Raw genomic sequence first — 16,757 nt, 5'->3', positions numbered from 1 at the left:
ATGCTCTCCCGAATCCCTCTGCGGCCCCGCACCGTGGTGGCACTCGGGCTAGCCATAGTCGTCGTCTTCATCGTCACGATCGGCAAACTGCTGGGTGGCACCACCACTCCCCTCACCAGTGCTCCACCAGCGCCTCACAGCACGATCGATCCCGATGAAGGTGATGACGGGGTCGTCAAGGTCGAGGCGAGCCTCAGCCCTCTCAAACCGAGCAGCGGGCCGGAAGCGGCCACACTCGCGACTAGCTTCGCGAAGAACTGGATCCGGCACGATCGCGACGCAGCGGCCTGGCTTAAGGCACTACGACCCATGTGCACGGAGGCGCTGACGGCCGAGCTGGATGGAGTCGATCCCGCGGGCGTTCCCGCCAGTCGCATTACTGGTCCAGCCATCGTTGATGCTTTCGCGGAGACATACGTCGAGGTCTCAATCCCCATCGACGCAGGAACACTTCGACTGCGCATGATCGCCTCAGCGGGCACGTGGCTGGTGGACGGCATCGACTGGGAGCGAGCATGAGCATCCCACCGATCGTCACTCACCCGATACGCGAAGGCCGCCGTCGGATCCTGCGACCTGCAGTGATTGTTGCTTCGACCGCCGCATTGGCGTTGCTGTGCTGCGGCGGGGCGGTTACCGCCTTCATATTCGGCGACCTCGCCACCAAACCGTCACCCCTAACCAACTCTCTAAACTGCGGCAGCGCCAAGACGGTGAGCATAACCGGACAGTTTCCGAGCATCGGCCCTTACGGCGAAGAGAAGATTCGGAATGCGGCGATCATCATCAAAACGGGTCAGCAACTCAAGGTTCCACCTCGGGGCTGGGTCATCGCTGTCGCCACCGCCATGCAGGAAAGCAGCCTTACCAACCACGGCTTTCTCGGAGACCGTAACGACCACGATTCACTTGGGCTGTTCCAACAGCGGCCGAGCCAGGGATGGGGCACGCCAGCCCAGGTGATGGATCCAGTCTATGCGGCCACTAAGTTTTACCAAAAGCTTTTGAAGGTCAAAGAATGGGAAACACTCCCTCTCACTGTCGCCGCTCAACGAGTTCAGATCAGTGCCTACCCAAACGCCTATGCGAAGCACGAGCCGTTGGCGACACGCATCGTCAACGAGCTGACCGATGGCGCCGCCCGCGCGGTGGTAGTCCGTAACGCGCTGCGCTGTGCCTCGTTCGGACAGATCGCCGCGTCCGGCTGGACCGTCCCAGTCAAGGCTTCACTGAACTCCGGCTTCCGCACCGCGTCACGCCCCGGCCACAACGGCGTCGACCTGGGGGCCGCGCGGCACACTCCAATCCATGCTGCAGCCGCCGGCGTGGTCATCATCAGCAAATGTGACCTGGGGAACTGCGATCGAGACGGCTCCCTCTCGACGCCTGGGTGTGGTTGGTATGTCGACATCCTGCATGCGGATCAGGTCATCACGCGGTATTGCCACATGCAGAGCCAGCCGCTCGTGCGGGTCGGCGACCGCATCTCCCCCGGGCAGGTCATCGGCTACGTAGGAAACAGCGGTCATTCGACTGGACCCCACCTGCACTTCGAGGTGCACCTCGACGGGGACCGCTCGCGCACTGGCGCCGTCGACCCGATCCCTTTCATGACTGCCAAGGGGGCGGCGCTGGGCAACGAAGACGGAGGAAACAACGCATGACGGAGGCTGACTTCGCAGCATGGGCCGCCGAGTGGCGCACTCCGCCAGCGCCAATCGTGCCCGTGCCAGCGATGACACTCCTCAGCAGTGGCGGCGCACTACGAGGTGCGCGGGTCATGATCGGACTACCTGGCCATGGATGGCGAACCGGATTGCGTGGCGACACGGTAGTGCTGCAACAGGCTCGGAGCATGATTCCAGTGTTGTCCGAGTCTGAGTGGTATCGCGCGGAACGTGAACGCATCGAGGTCTTCGCCGCTCTCGTACCAATCGAGCGAGTCTGGGTCGAGACCATCAGTACGTCAGCGGAACGAAGAGCACCGGTCGATGGGCTCGCCCTCGTGTCACTCGATGCACCGCCAACTCGAGGCGCAGTGCCTGCTGAGACATTCGCATCGCAGGTGCCCGGGCAACTGACCGGTCGCCGCCTGGTTCAAATGGGCAGCGAGGGTGAACAACGAGGCCTTCGAGCGGTCACTGAGGCTCATCTCGGCGCGGACGGCTCTCCCCAGGTACGGGTGGCGCAGGAGCATGAGTGGTACCGCTGGGCCGCGACCGGCCAGGCGCCCGCCACACGTGCCGTGCCGCTGGCTGATCTATGGCTCGAATGACTAAGCGAGGGAGGACGGCGAGTCGCTCGGCGAAGGCGTCGGCACGACGACCTTGTTGGCAGAGCAGACTCGCCATCCGTCCTCATCACGCAGTGTGAACTGCCATTCTTCTCGGCTCCGGCTCTCGACCTTGCCCTCGTTCCGCGCGGTGATCGACAAGCTGACGGTCGCCGTCTTCGCCGCACCGTTATCGGTGGTATCGATTGCACCCCAGCTGACCTCGATATCCACGCCGAACTCAGCCTGACGACGGTCCAGCTCGGTCCGCAGGACGTTCACCGGCTCAAGTCCGCTCGCGTCCGCACAGGAATACAGGTCGACTCCGACACTGTCTTTTTTGACGACAGCAGCGCGAAGATACTCGTCCAGAACGACTCTAGGGTTAGTCCGGTCGATCTTGGTGGCCTCATGGTAGGTAACGACCGTGGCTACGGCCACACCGATCCCGGCGACGACAATCGCGATCACTAGACCCAGAAGGAGCTTCCGCCACCCTATCCGTCGCACCATCTCGCCATTCTCGCAAGACCAACCGATCACGTGAGTTCAGGTCAGCGTGACACATCGATGCCGGTACCGCCACGTGCGTATTGTTGCCGCCGCGAAATCGACCGATCCTTCGTTCGCCGTAGTTCGCCGACGACGCATCGAACACGACGGGTGCTGTCCATGGTTGCGTGGCGATCACCGTAAGCGATACGTGAACTTGGCGAACTAGACCGACCCGCGGTTCAGCGATCCCGCCGCCCACAGCCCGCAGCAGCACATGATCACCAGTATCAACGCCACCGCGACAGCCGCGAGTACGAGCCCAACTGGCTTCTTCAAAAATCCGAGCAGTCGCGACGGCGGCTTTGGCGGCTGAGGCTGCATGACCGACACCCTATGACCAAACCGCCCCGCCGCCTAGTGATCTCCCAACACGCGCCGAGGCGTTCTCCAGACCTCCCGGTACGCTGGCACGGTGACCGATTTCGCCGAACTGGACGCCCTGTCGACCGAGCAGCTGCGCGAGCGCGCGTTCGCGAGGGCTCGCGAGGAGCATGACCTCGGTTTCTTCTGGGACCTGTTCCGCCACCTCCCGACCGCCCCGGAGACCGAGGAGCGGGAGCTCGCCGACATCGGCGCCGCCGTCGACGACGCGGTCTCGCTCTGGCGCGAGTTCACCGGCCACAACTACGGCGACAACGAGCCGCTGATCCGAGCCCGCTTCATCGACTACCTGTCGAAGAACGAGGCCGAGTAGTAGCGCACCGGGCCATACCCCACCTGGTCGCGCGGCGCAGCCGTTTCGAAAAGTCGATCTGTCGCAAGTACGTGAAAGCCCGCCGCGCGTATGTGCGGCAGGTGTAGGGTGCGCTGCGCTAACCTCCCCCGGGGGAGGACGCAGCGGAGGGCTTGGCGTTGGCTGGATGGAACGCGCGCATCGACCAGGCCGCTGGTCTGCACCGGCATGCGGCGGCTGTGGTACAGGCTGCGATGTCGGCTTTGGACAGCTATCTGCCGCCACCGCGGACGGATCTGGCCGAGCAGCATGATCTCGCGGAGCGGCTGCGTGGGGCCGCGGCGAAGCTCGCGCCGGGTTGGCTGGGCGCCCGACTGGACGGCATCGCTTCCGGTACGCCGCTGGGCGATCAGCGCCGCCCCGAGTTCGTCCGCGTCGGCACGGCCCGACCACTGGACGACGATCAGTTTCCGCTGGTGGTGCCCCTGTTGGGCGCGGGCCATCTGACGTTTGGTGCGGATTCGCGCGACCCGCGGGTGGCCGGTGCGCTGCGGTCGTTGCTGCTGCGGCTGTTGGCGACGGCGCCGTCGGGCACGCTGGTGGTGCGGGCGGTGGACGCGGTCGGCGGGGCTTTGTTCGCGCCGTTCGGGGCGCTGGCGGACGCGGGCCTGATGCCGCCGCCGGTGCACGATCTGGCCGGGTTGCAGGGCGTGCTGGCCGAGGCGGAGCACTGGGTGCGGCCCAGTCGGCCGATCGCGCAGCGACGCCCGGCGGCGCGACCGCGCCGACGTGACTGCACGATGCTGTTGCTCATCGCGGCGCTGCCGTCGAACGTGGAGGGCGCCGAGTTGGCGCGGATCACCGCGTTGGCGCAGGCGGGCCCGGCGGCGGGGCTGCATCTGATGGTGGCGGGTTGGCCGCCGCCACCACTGTCGCCGCACACCTCGCAGCCGTCGGCGCAGGCACCACTGCCGATGAGCACGCAGATCGTGCTGCGCAACCCGTACGCGTTGGTGGGGGGCGGGCCTTTCGCCACCCAACCGCCTGGTGACCTGCCGAGCCCGACCTCGACGTGGCCGGGTTTGGCGGTGCCGGTGGAGTTGGATCCCGATCCGCCCGCCGAGCTGGTGCACCGGGTGTGCCGGGAGCTCGCCGCGCGCTATGCCGCCTCGGGCCAGGTGCATCTGATGGACCTGCTGCCGGACCCGGACCAGTGGTGGGCGGAGTCGTCGGCGGCAGGGCTGTCGACGACCGTCGGCCTGGCCGGGGAGGCGTCGATTCCGCTGAACTTCACCGAGCTGACGCCGCACTGGCTGGTCGCGGGTCGCGCGAGCGCGGGCAAGACCGCGTTCGTGACCAATGTGCTGTACGGCCTGTGCACCCGCTACGACCCTGACGAGCTGGCTCTCTACCTGCTGGATTTCGCGCGGGACGGGGCGTACGCGGAGTTCGCGCCCAGCGGCTCCGATCCGGCCTGGCTGCCGCACGCTCGCGTGATCGGGGGGCGCTGCACGCGCGAGGCGGGTCTGGAGGTGCTGCGCGGCCTCGCGGCCGAGCTGGACCGCCGGGTGGACCTGTTCGGGCAGGAGGGCGTGTCGCGGTTCGGCGAGTTCCGCGAGCTGGCGCAGCTGCCCCGGGTGGTGTGCGTGCTGGAGGAGTTCCCGGTGCTGCTGGCCGGGGACGATCCGGTCGCGAAGGAGGCGGTGGCGCTGCTGGAGTCGATCGCGCGCCGTGCTCGGGCGTACGGGATGCATCTGATTCTCAGTTCGCGTTCGGTGCGTGCGGTGGCTGAGCTGCACGCCCGTCGCGATTCGGCGTTCGGGCAGTTCCCGGTGCGGGTGGCGCTGCCCGGCGGTGCGGATGTGCTGGAGGCGACCAACGACGCGGCGGCGACGCTGCCGGTGGGCTGCGCGGTGGTGAACACGGCGGGTGGCCTGGGCGGGCCGCGCAACGCCACTCGGGGGCATGAGAAGACGGTGCGTTTCCCCGACCCGCACACCGATCTGCAGGTGCTGACGGCGCTGCGGCAACGTCTGTGGCAGGCCCGGGACCTGGATTCGGGTCCGCCGGTGGTGCTGATCGGGTCGAGCAGCGAGGAGATGGCGTGAGCGAACGTAGCGCGGCTTGGACGGAGTATCTCGCGGCGGCGCAGCGGCTGGACACGGTGCGGCGGGAGGCCGCCGAGGTCGCGTCCGTGGAGGCGGCGGCGCTGGCCGCGGCCCGCGACGAGTTGCCGACGGTGCAGGCGCAGTTGAGTCTGCAGGCGACCCGGTTGCTGGCCAGCGCGGGCCGGGTGGGGGTGCCTGCGCCCGTGCTGCTGCCGGGACCGTCGGAGCAGCACGTCGCGGCGCAGGCGGTGGCGGGCGGTCCGGCGGTGGCGCTGGCGGCGCTGCGCCAGGCGCGGGCGACGCTGGAGGTCACCGACGGGTCGCTGGCGCGTTTCGGGGGTACGGCCAGCCGAGGGTTGCCCCGCAACCTGCTCATCTACGCCCCGCTGAGCCTGACCGTGCTGGTGGTGCAACTGGCCCTGGCCGGGCTGGCCGACGCCGACGCGCGCCTGTTCTACCTGCTGGTCGGTGGGCTGTCGCTGGCACTGCTGGCGTTCGCGACGGGCTGGGTGCTGGTGGGGCTGGTCTTCCCGAAGGGCTCGCGTACGGCGCCGCTGGGCGCGGTTACCTGCTTCGCACCGGTGCTGCTGGCGACGGTGCTCTACGCGCTCGGGTGACCGTCAGCGGGCGTTGATGAGGGCCAGCGCTTCGGCGCGGGTCTTCGGGTCGGTCTTGCACAGGCCGCGCAGCGCGCTGGTGACGGTGCGGGCGCCGGCCTTGCGGATGCCGCGCATCTCCATGCACATGTGCTCGCACTCCAGCACCACGATCACGCCGCGCGCGGCGAGCTGCTGCTGGAGCAGGTCGGCGATCTGCGAGGTGAGGCGTTCCTGGACCTGCGGGCGGCGGGCATACACCTCGACGAGGCGGGCGAGCTTGGACAGGCCAGTGATGCGCCCGTCGGCGCCGGGCAGGTAGCCGACGTGGGCGACGCCCTTGAACGGCAGCAGGTGATGCTCGCACAGACTGAACACCTGGATGTCGCGGACCAGGACGAACTCGTCGTGGTCGGCTTCGAACGTGGTGGTCAGCACCTGGGTGGGGTCGACGCGCAGCCCGGCGAAGAGTTCGGCGTACGCACGGGCGACCCGAGCGGGGGTGCGCTGCAGGCCGTCGCGGTCGGGGTCCTCGCCGAGGGCGATCAGGAGCTCGCGGATCGCCTTCTCGATCCGCCCGAGGTCGACGGCGTCCTCCACCGGAACACCGGTGAGGGAGCCGTCGACCAGGCGGGCGGCGAGGTGATCTAGGTGCTGCTCGCCGTTCAGTTCGTGCTCTCCGCGGACGAGCCGACGGTGACCTCACCGTCGTTCTGGGCGTCGTTCTGGGCGGCGTTCTCGCTGGCCTTCTTCTCCAACTCGGCCGGGGTCAGCACCGGCGGCTGGGTGGAGGGCGTGCGCTTGCCGAAGCCGTTGAACGGGGCCATCGGCGGCCGCTTTACGACGCGGGCGCAGACGCGCGCCATGTCGGCGGTCGAGATGGTCTCCTTCTCGATCAGCTCCAGCACGATCGCGTCGAGGACGTCCCGGTACTCGACGAGGATCTCGTACGCCTCGTCGTGGGCAAGCTCGATGAGCTGGCGCACCTCGGCGTCGATCTCGGCGGCGACGGCGTCGGAGTAGTCGCGCTCGTGGCCGTAGGACCGGCCCAGGAACGGCTCGTCGCCGCTGGTGCCGTACTTGACCGCACCGAGCTTGGAGCTCATGCCGTACTGGGTGACCATGGCGCGGGCCAGGGCCGAAGCCTTCTCGATGTCGTTGCCGGCACCGGTGGTGGGCTCGTGGAAGACCAACTCCTCGGCGGCCCGACCGCCCAGCGCGTACGCCAGGGTGTCGATCATCTCGGCGCGGGTCTGGGTGTACTTGTCCTCGGTCGGCAGGACCAGGGTGTGGCCCAGCGAGCGGCTGCGCGACAGGATGGTCACCTTGTGCACCGGCGCGGAGTGCGGCAGCGCCCAGGCCACCAGGGCGTGCCCGCCCTCGTGGTACGCGGTGATCTTCTTCTCGTGGTCCGACATGACCCGGGTGCGGCGCTGCGGGCCGGCCACCACGCGGTCGATCGACTCCTCGAGCGAGTCGTTGCTGATGGCGCGCTTGTCCTGGCGCGCGGTCAGCAGGGCGGCCTCGTTGATCACGTTGGCCAGGTCGGCACCGGTGAAGCCGGGCGTCCGGCGGGCCACCGCGTCGAGGTCGACGTCGGGCGTGAACGGCTTGCCCTTGGCGTGCACCCGCAGGATCGACTTGCGGCCGACCATGTCCGGGGTGTCGACCGCGATCTGGCGGTCGAAGCGGCCGGGACGCAGCAGCGCCGGGTCGAGAATGTCGGGGCGGTTGGTGGCGGCGATCAGGATCACGCCGCCCTTGGCGTCGAAGCCGTCCATCTCGACCAGCAGCTGGTTGAGGGTCTGCTCGCGCTCGTCGTGGCCGCCGCCCAGGCCGGCGCCGCGGTGGCGGCCGACCGCGTCGATCTCGTCGACGAAGACGATCGCCGGCGCGTTGGCCTTGGCCTGCTCGAACAGGTCGCGGACCCGCGAGGCGCCGACACCCACGAACATCTCGACGAAGTCCGAGCCCGAGATGGAGTAGAACGGCACCCCGGCCTCGCCGGCGACGGCGCGGGCCAGCAGGGTCTTGCCGGTTCCGGGCGGGCCGAACAGCAGCACGCCCTTCGGGATCTTGGCGCCGAGCGCCTGGTACTTCGCCGGGTTCTGCAGGAAGTCCTTGATCTCGTGCAGCTCCTCGACGGCCTCGTCGGCGCCGGCCACGTCCGCGAAGGTGGTCTTCGGGGTGTCCTTGCTGACGAGCTTGGCCTTCGACTTGCCGAAGTTGAGCACCCGGGAGCCGCCGCCCTGCATCTGCGACATGAACAGCAGCAGCAGGATGACCAGGATCGCGATCGGCAGCAGGCTCACCAGCAGGGAGAGGAAGACGCTCTCCTCGGTGACCTCCGTGTTGTAGGTCTCGGAGATCTTGCCGTCCTTCTTCGCCTCGACGACCTGGTTGAAGAACTCCAGCCCGGCGTCGGCCGGGTACTGCGCCTCGATCTTGTCGGTCTCCACATCGTTGAACTTGGCCTTGTTGGCCAGGTCGATGCGGATCGTCTGCTCCTTGTCGCGCAGCTCGACCTTCTTGATGCCACCCGGACCGGCCTGGGCGATGGCGCTCTGGGCGACAGAGGTCTCAACCGGCTGGTAGCTCGGGCCGCTGGTGAAGAGCTGGCTGAGCAGGATCGCGCAGATGGCCACGATGAAGATCCAGAAGATCGGCCGGCGGAAGATACGCGTACGCTCCATGCTGTTACCGGACGCTTGATCGCGCCCGTGTCCTCCTGATCGATAGAGGCGGTCAGCTCACCGGGCGCGGCCCGGTCACTCGACGGTACACCGTAGAAACCTTCGGTTGAGTGATGCGTGGTGCCGATCGCACAACGTTCAGCGTTTTCTCAGCTCAGCTACCCACTATTACGGACAAATCGTACCGCTGTTCGCTGAGAGCGAATACGGGCGCAAAGCATGATCGCCGCCCTCGGCCCGAACCCGTGTGCGGAGCACCGGATCCGGTCGCGAACGGCGATCGGCACCGACCACTCAGCGCTGGTAGACCTCGGGCTTGAGGATGCCGACGTACGGCACCTCGCGGTAGCGCTCGGCATAGTCCAGGCCGTAGCCGACGACGAACTCGTTGGGGATGTCGAAGCCGACGTACTTGACCGGCACCGGCACCTTGATCGCCTCGGGCTTGCGGAACAGGGCCACCACGTCGACGGACTTCGCCGAGCGGGACTCCAGGTACTTCAGCAGCCAGCTGAGGGTCAGGCCGGAGTCGACGATGTCCTCGACCACGACCACGTGCCGCCCGGCGATGTCACGATCCAGGTCCTTGAGGATGCGCACCACTCCGGAGGAGGTGGTGCCCTGCCCGTACGACGAGACCGCCATGAACTCCAGCTCCGCCGGCGGACCGCCGACGCGGCCCAGCTCGCGGGCGAAGTCCGCCATGAACATGACCGCGCCCTTGAGCACGCAGACCAACAGCAGGCCGTCGACCGACGCGTGGTCGGCGGCGACCTGCTTGGCGAGCTCGGCGGTCTTAGCGCGGAGCTCCTCTTCAGTGATGATCACACGGTCAATGTCCGCGTCGTACCAGCCCATGTGCCTAAGCGTGCCCGATAAAGGACCTCTGCCGCACGTCGGGGTCGGAATTGGTGACGATCATCCCCAGCTGGCCCGCGACACCGAGGACCAGCGCGAACACCACGAAGAAGACGAAGATCCCCATGACGGCCTCACCGTTTCGAGAAGTTTGACGAAGTTGTGCACCGGTGTCGGTATCCAGTCTCCGCCGCAGGCCGTGCCGCCGACAGTGGCAGAGATGCCACTGCCCGTCGAATTTCTGCCAATCATGGGCTAGCGTTCAGGGCATGCTGACGCGTGTCGCCGTGCTGGCGCTGGACCAGATCGCACCGTTCGAGCTCGGGGTGCTGTGCGAGGTGTTCGGCACCGACCGCACCGCGGACGGCTTCCCCGGGTACGAGTTCGCGGTGTGCAGCGTGGACGGCGGCCCGGTTCGTACCCGATCGGGTTTCCTGATCGAACCGCACGCCGACCTCGCGCCGCTGGCCACCGCCGACCTGATCGCGGTGCCCGCGCACCCGCTGAGCTGCGACGCCCCACCCGCCGCGGTCGCGGCGCTGCGGACGGCCGCGCAGCGTGGGGCCTGGGTGATGGCGGTGTGCTCGGGGGCGTTCCTGCTCGGCCAGGCCGGGTTGCTGGACGGGCGCCGCTGCACCACGCACTGGAACCACGCCGCCCTGCTGCGCGAGCGCTACCCGACCGCACTGGTGGTGCCGGACGAGCTGTATGTGCAGGACGGCAAAGTGATCACCAGCGCCGGCACCGCCGCCGGGATCGACGCCTGCCTGCACCTGGTCCGGCAGGTGCACGGGTCGGTGGTGGCCACCAAGCTGGCCCGGCGGATGGTCGTCCCGCCGCACCGGGCGGGCGGGCAGTCGCAGTTCATCGAGGCGCCGATCCCGGACGCGGTCGAGTGCGAGACGCTGCAACCGCTGCTGGAGTGGCTGCTGCGGCACCTGGAACAGCCGCTGACCGTCGACGACCTGGCCGGGCGGACGCACATGGCACCGCGCACCTTCGCCCGCAAGTTCCGGGCCGAGACCGGGGCGACCCCGCACGACTGGATCACACACCAGCGGGTGCTGCTGGCCCGGCGGCTGCTGGAGGAGACCGAGCTGACCGTGGAGTCGGTCGCGGCCCGCGCCGGGTTCGGCGACTCGGCGACGTTGCGGCACCACTTCAACCGCCGCCTCGGCACCACCCCCCTCACCTACCGCCAGACCTTCCGCATCCGCTGACCTGGCGCCGGACGAAGCAGGCACCCCTCACCTCGATGACGGGGCGATGGTCGTGGTGGAGCACGTATCCGGTTCCCGCCGCGAAGAGCTTCGCGTCATGGTCATCGGGATTGATACGGTCTTCGGTCCAGCCGATCAGCACCGGAAGGATGCGTATGTTGAGTTCCTTGGCCTTCTCGATCTCCCGCCGCACGAAGTCTTTCGGGGCAAAGAGCGGGATGTTTCCAGTGCTGTCCGGCGTCAGCCAATGATTCCCGATGAGCACGAGGATGACCTTGGAAACTGCGAGGTTGGCCCACAGGTGAGGCTCAAAGTGGACTCCTGGCGGAATCGACGAGTTGTCACGGTAGACAACCCTGGCACCAAACTTCTCGACAATTGCCTTCTCGATATTGTAAGCCATTGTCGCGGTGTCCGTGGTTCGGTGGTTGACAAAGATTTCGGGCATGGCGCCGCCACGGCTCCCTTCAGGACTGGAGTAAGAAACCGAGCATCCGCTCGCGATTTCGCGAATCGCACACGGATTTCACGGTCGCAATTGGTCGGTGCCGGTTTCCTGAATAGTCAACAGGCAAGCGGCCGCATCGATTGATCACGGTGGGCAGCCGGTCGAACACCGTACGCTGTACCGCCTGATCGCCTGCGCACTCCGATCCGTCAGCGATCCGTAAGTATTGCGTCACGCTGCGCTTACAACAGGCTCAGTCGACTATCGACTGAAGCGACAAGTGCTGGTGCCACCGGCGACACCCCGGCCATCGCCGTCAAACAAAGTGGTCCCGGAGATGGACGGTTCCATCTCCGGGACCACTCGGCACCGCAGGGTCAGCCGCGAAGCGGCTGACGAGCACTCAGCGCAGCACCACCGGCAGCCGGTTGCGCACCACGGTCGTCCCCGGTACGTCCGGGCTGGTCATCGCCGTCACCAGCGTCCCGTCGGCAGGCGTCACGCCGCGCAGGGTCACCGTGTACGACGCCACCCCGCCCGGGTGCCCGCCCGTCGACGCGACCGCCCGGTCGGCGGCCGGGGCGTCGGTGGACAGCACGCCCTTGCCCAGCGCGTTCTCGGCGCCGACGGCGAAGACGGTCGCACCCTTGGGCAGCGCCTTCTCGTCGTACGCGAAGCGGATGTCCTCGTCGTCACCGGCGGCGAGCCACGCCTGGAAGCGCTGGCCCTCGTCGGTGCCGAAGCGGTTCACCCGCCACTCGATCACGATCCACTTCTCGCCGTCGCGGTCCACCTCGGCCACGCGCACACCCTCGGCCGCCGACCCGTCCAGGTCCGCCCAGTACGGCGCGAGCACGTTGTTGGGGCGGGCGACCTCGACCGACTTCGGCGGCTCGAAGCGGACGTCCTGGCCGGTGCCGCCGCCGACGACGAGGTAGCCGTTGGAGACCACGCCGATGCTGGTGTAGGCCTGCCCGGCATACCGGAACTCCGGCACCTCGTAGTTGATCAGTTCCTCGTCACCGATCGGGTCCGGGGTGATGCCCAGCGGCTGCCAGGTCCGGTCGGACCGGTCGGACAGGGCAGGCGTGCCCGGCTCGATACCGCGCAGGGTGGAGCTGTGCCGCACCTCGCCCTCCCGGCCCAACTGCACCTTGCCGTCCACGTCGGCCAGGGCCATGCCCTTGTCGAGCCGGGTCGCCAGCGATACCGGCGCCTGGTCGTAGCCGGTGTTGCGGGCGGTGATGGTGCAGTCGACGGTATGCGCCAGCTGCACCTTCTTCGCGGTGCAGGCGCTGGCCAGGGTGACCTGGCCCTGGGTCGGCCGGAACGCGACCGGCAGGTGCAGCGGCTGCCCGGCACCGGACGGGACCAGCCGGATCTCGCCGAACAGGAATCCGGCCGAGACGGCGCGGGAGTAGATGGTCACCGGCAGCGGCACGGTGCCCCGGGCGGGGACGGTGACCGTCTGCGGGACGCTGATCGTGCTGCTGTCCGGCGAGGTGCTCGACACCTGGTAGGTCAGCGGCTGGTCGGTCATGTTGCGCAGGGTGCGGACCGTGGACAGACGACCGGGCATGATCGGCGCGTTGATCGAGGGCAGGTTGAGCTGCACCGCGCGCACCTCGTCGTCGGCCAGGGCGTACATGCGGTCGGCGGTCTCGGCGATGGTGACCCCGGCGGCGTCGGCGCGGTCCACCGCGATCCGGCCCGCGCCCAGGTCCAGCGGGCCCGCGCGGTCCACGCCGTTCTCGATGACCACGTCCGTGACGGCGGTGGTCATCAGGGCCGACTTGAGCTCGCCCGGGGTCCAGTCCGAATGCCGCGCGGCCAGCACGGCCGCCGCCCCCGCCACGTGCGGCGAGGACATGGAGGTGCCCGCGATGGCCTGGAAGTACTGGCCGGTCGGCCCGGCGGTGGTCTCGGCCGGGGTGGGGGTGTTGCCCGCCAGGATCTGCACCCCCGGCGCGGTCACGTCCGGCTTGAGCATCAGGCCGCCGGGGCCGCGCGAGGAGAACGCCGCCATCACGTCGCCGGGGCCGTTGACCGGGGTGCCCGCGCTGATCGTCGCGGTGACGTCGGCGTGGGCGTCCAGGAACTCCAGCAGCGTCGCGTCGGGCAGGTGCACCGTCGGCAGCCAGTGGTTGTCGGTCTCGGTGTCCTGGATGGTCGGGTTGTAGAGCACCATGCCGATCGCGCCGCCGGCCTTGACGTTCCAGCCCTTCTCCACCCGGGCGTTGCCACCACGCTCACAGGCCACGATCTTGCCGGTGAAGGTCTTCGGCTTGGCCGCCTTCGCGCAGGTCGCGCCACCGGTATACCCGGGGGTCCCGCCCGCGCGCACGATCGGGGCAGGCCCGGCCGCGCCCATCAGCGAGGCGCCACGCAGCGTCTGCGTCGCGTCCCCGGAGCGCAGGGTCAGGTCGGCGGCGAACTCGCGGCGCTGGGTCGAGGCGGCCACCGTGGTCACCCACGGGGACAGGTGGTTGACCGTGCCCGCCGCCGGGCCGGAGTTGCCCGCCGACGCGGCCACGAACACGCCCGCTGCGTACGCGTCGAGGAAGGCCATCTCGACCGGGTCGGTGAACGGGTCGGTGCCGCCGGAGACGGAGAAGTTGACGACGTCGACCCCGTCGCGCACCGCCTGCGCGACGGCTTCGGCCGAGTCCGAAGACATGCAGCCCTGCTCGCCGCACACCTTGTACACGCTGACCCAGGCGCCGGGGGCGATGCCGTGGATCGGGCCGCGCTCCACCCCGAAGATCTTCGCCGAGGCCAGCGCGTTGCCCGCCGCGGTCGAGGCGGTGTGGGTGCCGTGCCCGTCGGAGTCGCGCGCGGTGCGGTACTTCTCCTTCGGGAACGCCGACAGGTAGCCGTCCAGGAACGGGGCCCCGCCGATCAGCTTGTGGTTGCAGCGGAACACGTCCTTGCCCGGTGTCAGCGGGTTGTCCCCGAAGTCGCACCGCCGCTTGGTCCCGTCGGCCTTGGCCGGGGGCGTGCCGAGGATGCCCTGGTCGGCGAAGGACGGATGCTCGGGCCAGGCGCCGGTGTCCAGTACGCCCACGATGACGCCCTGCCCGGCCCGGGACACGTCGGCCGTGCCGGTCGGACCGGCCGGGGCGAGCGCGTCAGCGCCGATGAACGAGCCGGACGAGTCGGTCAGCGGCTCGCGCAGTTCGTCGCGCTGCACCGCCACCACGTCCGGCAGCGCGGCGAGCTTGCGCACCTGGTCGGCGGGGACAGTGAGCGACAGGCCGCCGTACACCGTACGCAGGGAGCGGCCGAGCTGCGCCGACGGCAGCTTCGACGCCAGCGTCGCGGCGAAGGTGCGCTCCCGGCCGATGAGGTATTCCTCGTAGTCGCGCTCGGCCTTGCTCGCGCGCAGCCGCTTTCCGGTGACCGCCGGGCTGGTCGCGGCCAGTCCGGGCAGGCCGCCGGGGTAGCTGGCGACGGCGTCGTAGTCGAGTTTGACCAGGACCGGGATGCGCTCGTGGTCGGTGCGACCGAGCAGGCTGCGGTCGGTGCGGGCGAGGCGGCTGGAGGGCGCGCGGCCGACCAGGGCCCGGGACTGGGGTTGCAGCTTGTGCGGGCTGGTCGGCGCCGCCACGCTCGTACCCGTCGGAACCGCAGCCGAGCCCGCGACCAGCGCAAGCCCGCAAACGATCCGGACAATCGTCGCTATTCTCACATCGCGTCAAACGACCCCGCGACCGGCGGGGACTTGGCTACGGGCACCTCTCAGTACGCGGCGGCCTGCCCGTCGCCGCGCGGCTCCGAACCCGCCACATAGCCCGCGCCGTCCGGCAGGCACCAGATCGCCTGACCCATGCCGAAGGTGGACCGGTCGTCGGCCACGGTCACCTCGTGGCCTCGTTCGCGCAGGTCACTGACCAGATCAGGGTCGAACTCGGGTTCGACCTCGACCTGGCGGGCGGTGTGCCAGTACCAGCGGGGGCGAGTCAGCGCGGCCTGCGGGTCCAGGCCCTCGTCCACGGTGGACAGGATCAGTTGGAGGTGCCCCTGTGGCTGCATGTGGCCGCCCATCACCCCGAACGGGCCGACAGCCGCGCCGTCGCGGCACAGGAACCCGGGAATGATCGTGTGGAACGGGCGCTTGCCCGGCGCGGCGACGTTCGGATGGGCCGGGTCGAGACTGAACCCGGCACCCCGGTTCTGCAGCGTGAAGCCATACTCGGGCAGCACCACGAACGAACCGAAGCCCATGTACGTCGACTGGATCAGGCTGACCATCATGCCGTCGGAGTCGGCGGCGGCCAGGTAGACCGTGCCGCCGCGCATCGGGTCGCCGGGCGGCGGATCCCCGGCCCGGGGGCCGATCAGCGCCCGCCGCGCCGCGAGGTAACCCGGCTCCAGCAGGTCGGGCACCGGACCGGCGGCGGGATCGGCGACGTACGCGTGCGCGTCGGCGAAGCCGAGCTTCATCGCCTCGATCTGCTCGTGCAGCCCGTGCCCGGCCAACCCGTCGAGCAGCGCGAACGCCTGTAGCGCGGCGACGCCCTGGCCGTTGGGCGGCAGCTCGTACACGCTGAAGCCCCGGTAGTCGGCGCGCATCGGCTCGACCCAGGTGCTCTCGTGCCGGGCCAGGTCGTCGGCGGTGAGCAGGCCGCCCGTGGCCGCCGCGTGCGCGGCCAGCGCGTGCGCGATCTCGCCGTGATAGAACGCGTCGGCGTGGCTGCCGCCGATCAACCGCAGCGCCTGCGCCGCCCCCGGGTTGCGGAACCGCTCCCCCGGCCGCGGCGCCCGCCCGTCCGGGGCGAACACATCCGCCCACGCCCGGCACTCGGCCTGGGTCAGCCCGCTGTGCAGGCGCACCGAACGGGCCCAGTTCGCCGCGACCGTCGGCGACACCGTCCAGCCGTGCTCGGCGTACGACACCGCGTCGGCGAACAGCCGCTCGAACGGCACCCGGCCGAACCGGTCGTGCAGATCCCGCCAGCCCGCCGGGGCGCCCGGGACGGTCACCGGCAGCCACCCGCGCGACGGCGGTGCCAGCGCGGCCTGCGCCTGCGCCGCGCCCAGCGCGTCGGTCGGCGACTCACCCCCCGCGGCCAGCAGCTCGCGGGTCAGCGCGGCCGGGGCGCGGCCGGAGGCGTTCAGCCCGTGCAGCCGCTGCCCGTCCCAGACCAGCGCGAACAGGTCCGAGCCGATGTCGTTGGAGCCCGGCTGCACCACGGTCAGCGTCACCGCCGCGGCCACGGCCGCGTCGACCGCCGAGCCGCCCTCACGCAGCATCGCCAGCCCGGCCTGCGCGGCCAGCGGCTGGCTGGTGGCGACCACCCCGTTCGGCGCGTACACAGCCTGACGTCGCATGCC

General features: G+C 69.4%; 15 protein-coding genes. 7 read left to right on the top strand and 8 right to left on the bottom strand.

Translation table 11 applies throughout. From position 1 onward, the window contains the following. The 3 genes from KUA19_RS25180 to KUA19_RS45025 are packed head-to-tail and all read left to right on the top strand — an operon-like array spanning position 1 to position 2,275. Positions 1-519 carry a hypothetical protein gene (locus tag KUA19_RS25180; RefSeq protein WP_217399624.1) on the top strand — a complete coding sequence of 173 codons (519 nt, stop codon included), beginning with the start codon at positions 1-3 and terminating at the stop codon, positions 517-519. Next, positions 516-1,664, top strand: a complete 1,149-nt coding sequence (locus KUA19_RS25175; protein ID WP_217399622.1) for a M23 family metallopeptidase — start codon at positions 516-518, stop codon at positions 1,662-1,664. The genes KUA19_RS25180 and KUA19_RS25175 overlap by 4 nt, the downstream gene beginning before the upstream one ends. Further along, positions 1,661-2,275, top strand: a complete 615-nt coding sequence (locus KUA19_RS45025; protein ID WP_372451843.1) for a hypothetical protein — start codon at positions 1,661-1,663, stop codon at positions 2,273-2,275. The genes KUA19_RS25175 and KUA19_RS45025 overlap by 4 nt, the downstream gene beginning before the upstream one ends. Here the strand turns inward: KUA19_RS45025 and KUA19_RS25170 are convergent, their stop codons facing one another. Further along, positions 2,276-2,785 (bottom strand): Rv0361 family membrane protein, encoded by a 510-nt coding sequence (locus KUA19_RS25170; protein ID WP_443623182.1) that lies wholly within the window; start codon positions 2,783-2,785, stop codon positions 2,276-2,278. A gap of 454 nt (positions 2,786-3,239) precedes the next feature. Here KUA19_RS25170 and KUA19_RS25165 point away from each other — a divergent pair, with 454 nt between their 5' ends. The 3 genes from KUA19_RS25165 to KUA19_RS25155 all read left to right on the top strand — a co-directional run bounded on the left by KUA19_RS25165 (position 3,240) and on the right by KUA19_RS25155 (position 6,225). Next, positions 3,240-3,521, top strand: a complete 282-nt coding sequence (locus tag KUA19_RS25165) for a hypothetical protein (RefSeq protein WP_217399618.1) — start codon at positions 3,240-3,242, stop codon at positions 3,519-3,521. A gap of 242 nt (positions 3,522-3,763) precedes the next feature. After that, positions 3,764-5,608 carry an FtsK/SpoIIIE domain-containing protein gene (locus tag KUA19_RS25160; RefSeq protein ID WP_217399616.1) on the top strand — a complete coding sequence of 615 codons (1,845 nt, stop codon included), beginning with the start codon at positions 3,764-3,766 and terminating at the stop codon, positions 5,606-5,608. Continuing rightward, positions 5,605-6,225, top strand: coding sequence for a hypothetical protein (locus KUA19_RS25155; RefSeq protein WP_217399614.1), 621 nt, complete (start codon positions 5,605-5,607; stop codon positions 6,223-6,225). Before KUA19_RS25160 ends, KUA19_RS25155 begins: the two co-directional genes overlap by 4 nt. A gap of 3 nt (positions 6,226-6,228) precedes the next feature. Here KUA19_RS25155 and folE read toward each other — a convergent pair whose 3' ends face one another. The 4 genes from folE to KUA19_RS44050 all read right to left on the bottom strand — a co-directional run bounded on the left by folE (position 6,229) and on the right by KUA19_RS44050 (position 9,882). Next, positions 6,229-6,873 (bottom strand): GTP cyclohydrolase I FolE, encoded by a 645-nt coding sequence (gene folE, locus KUA19_RS25150; RefSeq protein WP_217399734.1) that lies wholly within the window; start codon positions 6,871-6,873, stop codon positions 6,229-6,231. Continuing rightward, entirely contained in the window at positions 6,870-8,897 is a 2,028-nt protein-coding gene (gene ftsH / locus KUA19_RS25145; RefSeq protein WP_217399612.1) for an ATP-dependent zinc metalloprotease FtsH, read from the bottom strand. The genes folE and ftsH overlap by 4 nt, the downstream gene beginning before the upstream one ends. A 294-nt stretch (positions 8,898-9,191) precedes the next feature. Further along, positions 9,192-9,755 (bottom strand): hypoxanthine phosphoribosyltransferase, encoded by a 564-nt coding sequence (gene hpt / locus KUA19_RS25140; protein ID WP_217399610.1) that lies wholly within the window; start codon positions 9,753-9,755, stop codon positions 9,192-9,194. Between the two features lie 4 nt (positions 9,756-9,759). Further along, entirely contained in the window at positions 9,760-9,882 is a 123-nt protein-coding gene (locus KUA19_RS44050; RefSeq protein ID WP_302563208.1) for a hypothetical protein, read from the bottom strand. Between the two features lie 142 nt (positions 9,883-10,024). Here KUA19_RS44050 and KUA19_RS25135 point away from each other — a divergent pair, with 142 nt between their 5' ends. Further along, positions 10,025-10,975, top strand: a complete 951-nt coding sequence (locus tag KUA19_RS25135; RefSeq protein WP_217399608.1) for a GlxA family transcriptional regulator — start codon at positions 10,025-10,027, stop codon at positions 10,973-10,975. Here KUA19_RS25135 and KUA19_RS25130 read toward each other — a convergent pair. From KUA19_RS25130 to KUA19_RS25120, 3 genes are all read right to left on the bottom strand, one after another. After that, positions 10,944-11,423 (bottom strand): TIR domain-containing protein, encoded by a 480-nt coding sequence (locus tag KUA19_RS25130; RefSeq protein ID WP_217399606.1) that lies wholly within the window; start codon positions 11,421-11,423, stop codon positions 10,944-10,946. The two genes, KUA19_RS25135 and KUA19_RS25130, sit on opposite strands and share 32 nt — an antisense overlap. A 403-nt stretch (positions 11,424-11,826) precedes the next feature. Beyond that, positions 11,827-15,030: a S8 family serine peptidase gene (locus tag KUA19_RS25125; protein WP_217399604.1), complete on the bottom strand. Its 3,204-nt coding sequence runs from the start codon at positions 15,028-15,030 to the stop codon at positions 11,827-11,829. A 131-nt stretch (positions 15,031-15,161) separates the two neighbouring features. Continuing rightward, on the bottom strand, positions 15,162-16,754 hold the full coding sequence (locus KUA19_RS25120; protein WP_217399603.1) for a gamma-glutamyltransferase family protein: 1,593 nt from the start codon (positions 16,752-16,754) through the stop codon (positions 15,162-15,164). Positions 16,755-16,757: the final 3 nt, after the last annotated feature.

It is taken from the genome of Catellatospora tritici, from assembly GCF_019083965.1.
In the GTDB taxonomy this organism is placed as follows: Bacteria; Actinomycetota; Actinomycetes; order Mycobacteriales; family Micromonosporaceae; genus Catellatospora; species Catellatospora tritici.
Note: the sequence above shows the minus strand (reverse complement) of the source record. Positions and strands in the feature narration are given on the sequence as shown.

Excerpts from the sequence above, each read along its gene's own strand:
- KUA19_RS25170 (WP_443623182.1), bottom strand. The coding sequence starts at position 2,785 with ATGGTGCGACGGATAGGGTGGCGGAAGCTCCTTCTGGGTCTAGTGATC.
- hpt (WP_217399610.1), bottom strand. The coding sequence starts at position 9,755 with ATGGGCTGGTACGACGCGGACATTGACCGTGTGATCATCACTGAAGAG.
- KUA19_RS25120 (WP_217399603.1), bottom strand. The coding sequence starts at position 16,754 with ATGCGACGTCAGGCTGTGTACGCGCCGAACGGGGTGGTCGCCACCAGC.
- ftsH (WP_217399612.1), bottom strand. The coding sequence starts at position 8,897 with ATGGAGCGTACGCGTATCTTCCGCCGGCCGATCTTCTGGATCTTCATC.
- KUA19_RS25130 (WP_217399606.1), bottom strand. The coding sequence starts at position 11,423 with ATGCCCGAAATCTTTGTCAACCACCGAACCACGGACACCGCGACAATG.
- KUA19_RS25135 (WP_217399608.1), top strand. The coding sequence starts at position 10,025 with ATGCTGACGCGTGTCGCCGTGCTGGCGCTGGACCAGATCGCACCGTTC.
- KUA19_RS45025 (WP_372451843.1), top strand. The coding sequence starts at position 1,661 with ATGACGGAGGCTGACTTCGCAGCATGGGCCGCCGAGTGGCGCACTCCG.
- KUA19_RS25180 (WP_217399624.1), top strand. The coding sequence starts at position 1 with ATGCTCTCCCGAATCCCTCTGCGGCCCCGCACCGTGGTGGCACTCGGG.
- KUA19_RS25175 (WP_217399622.1), top strand. The coding sequence starts at position 516 with ATGAGCATCCCACCGATCGTCACTCACCCGATACGCGAAGGCCGCCGT.
- KUA19_RS44050 (WP_302563208.1), bottom strand. The coding sequence starts at position 9,882 with ATGGGGATCTTCGTCTTCTTCGTGGTGTTCGCGCTGGTCCTCGGTGTC.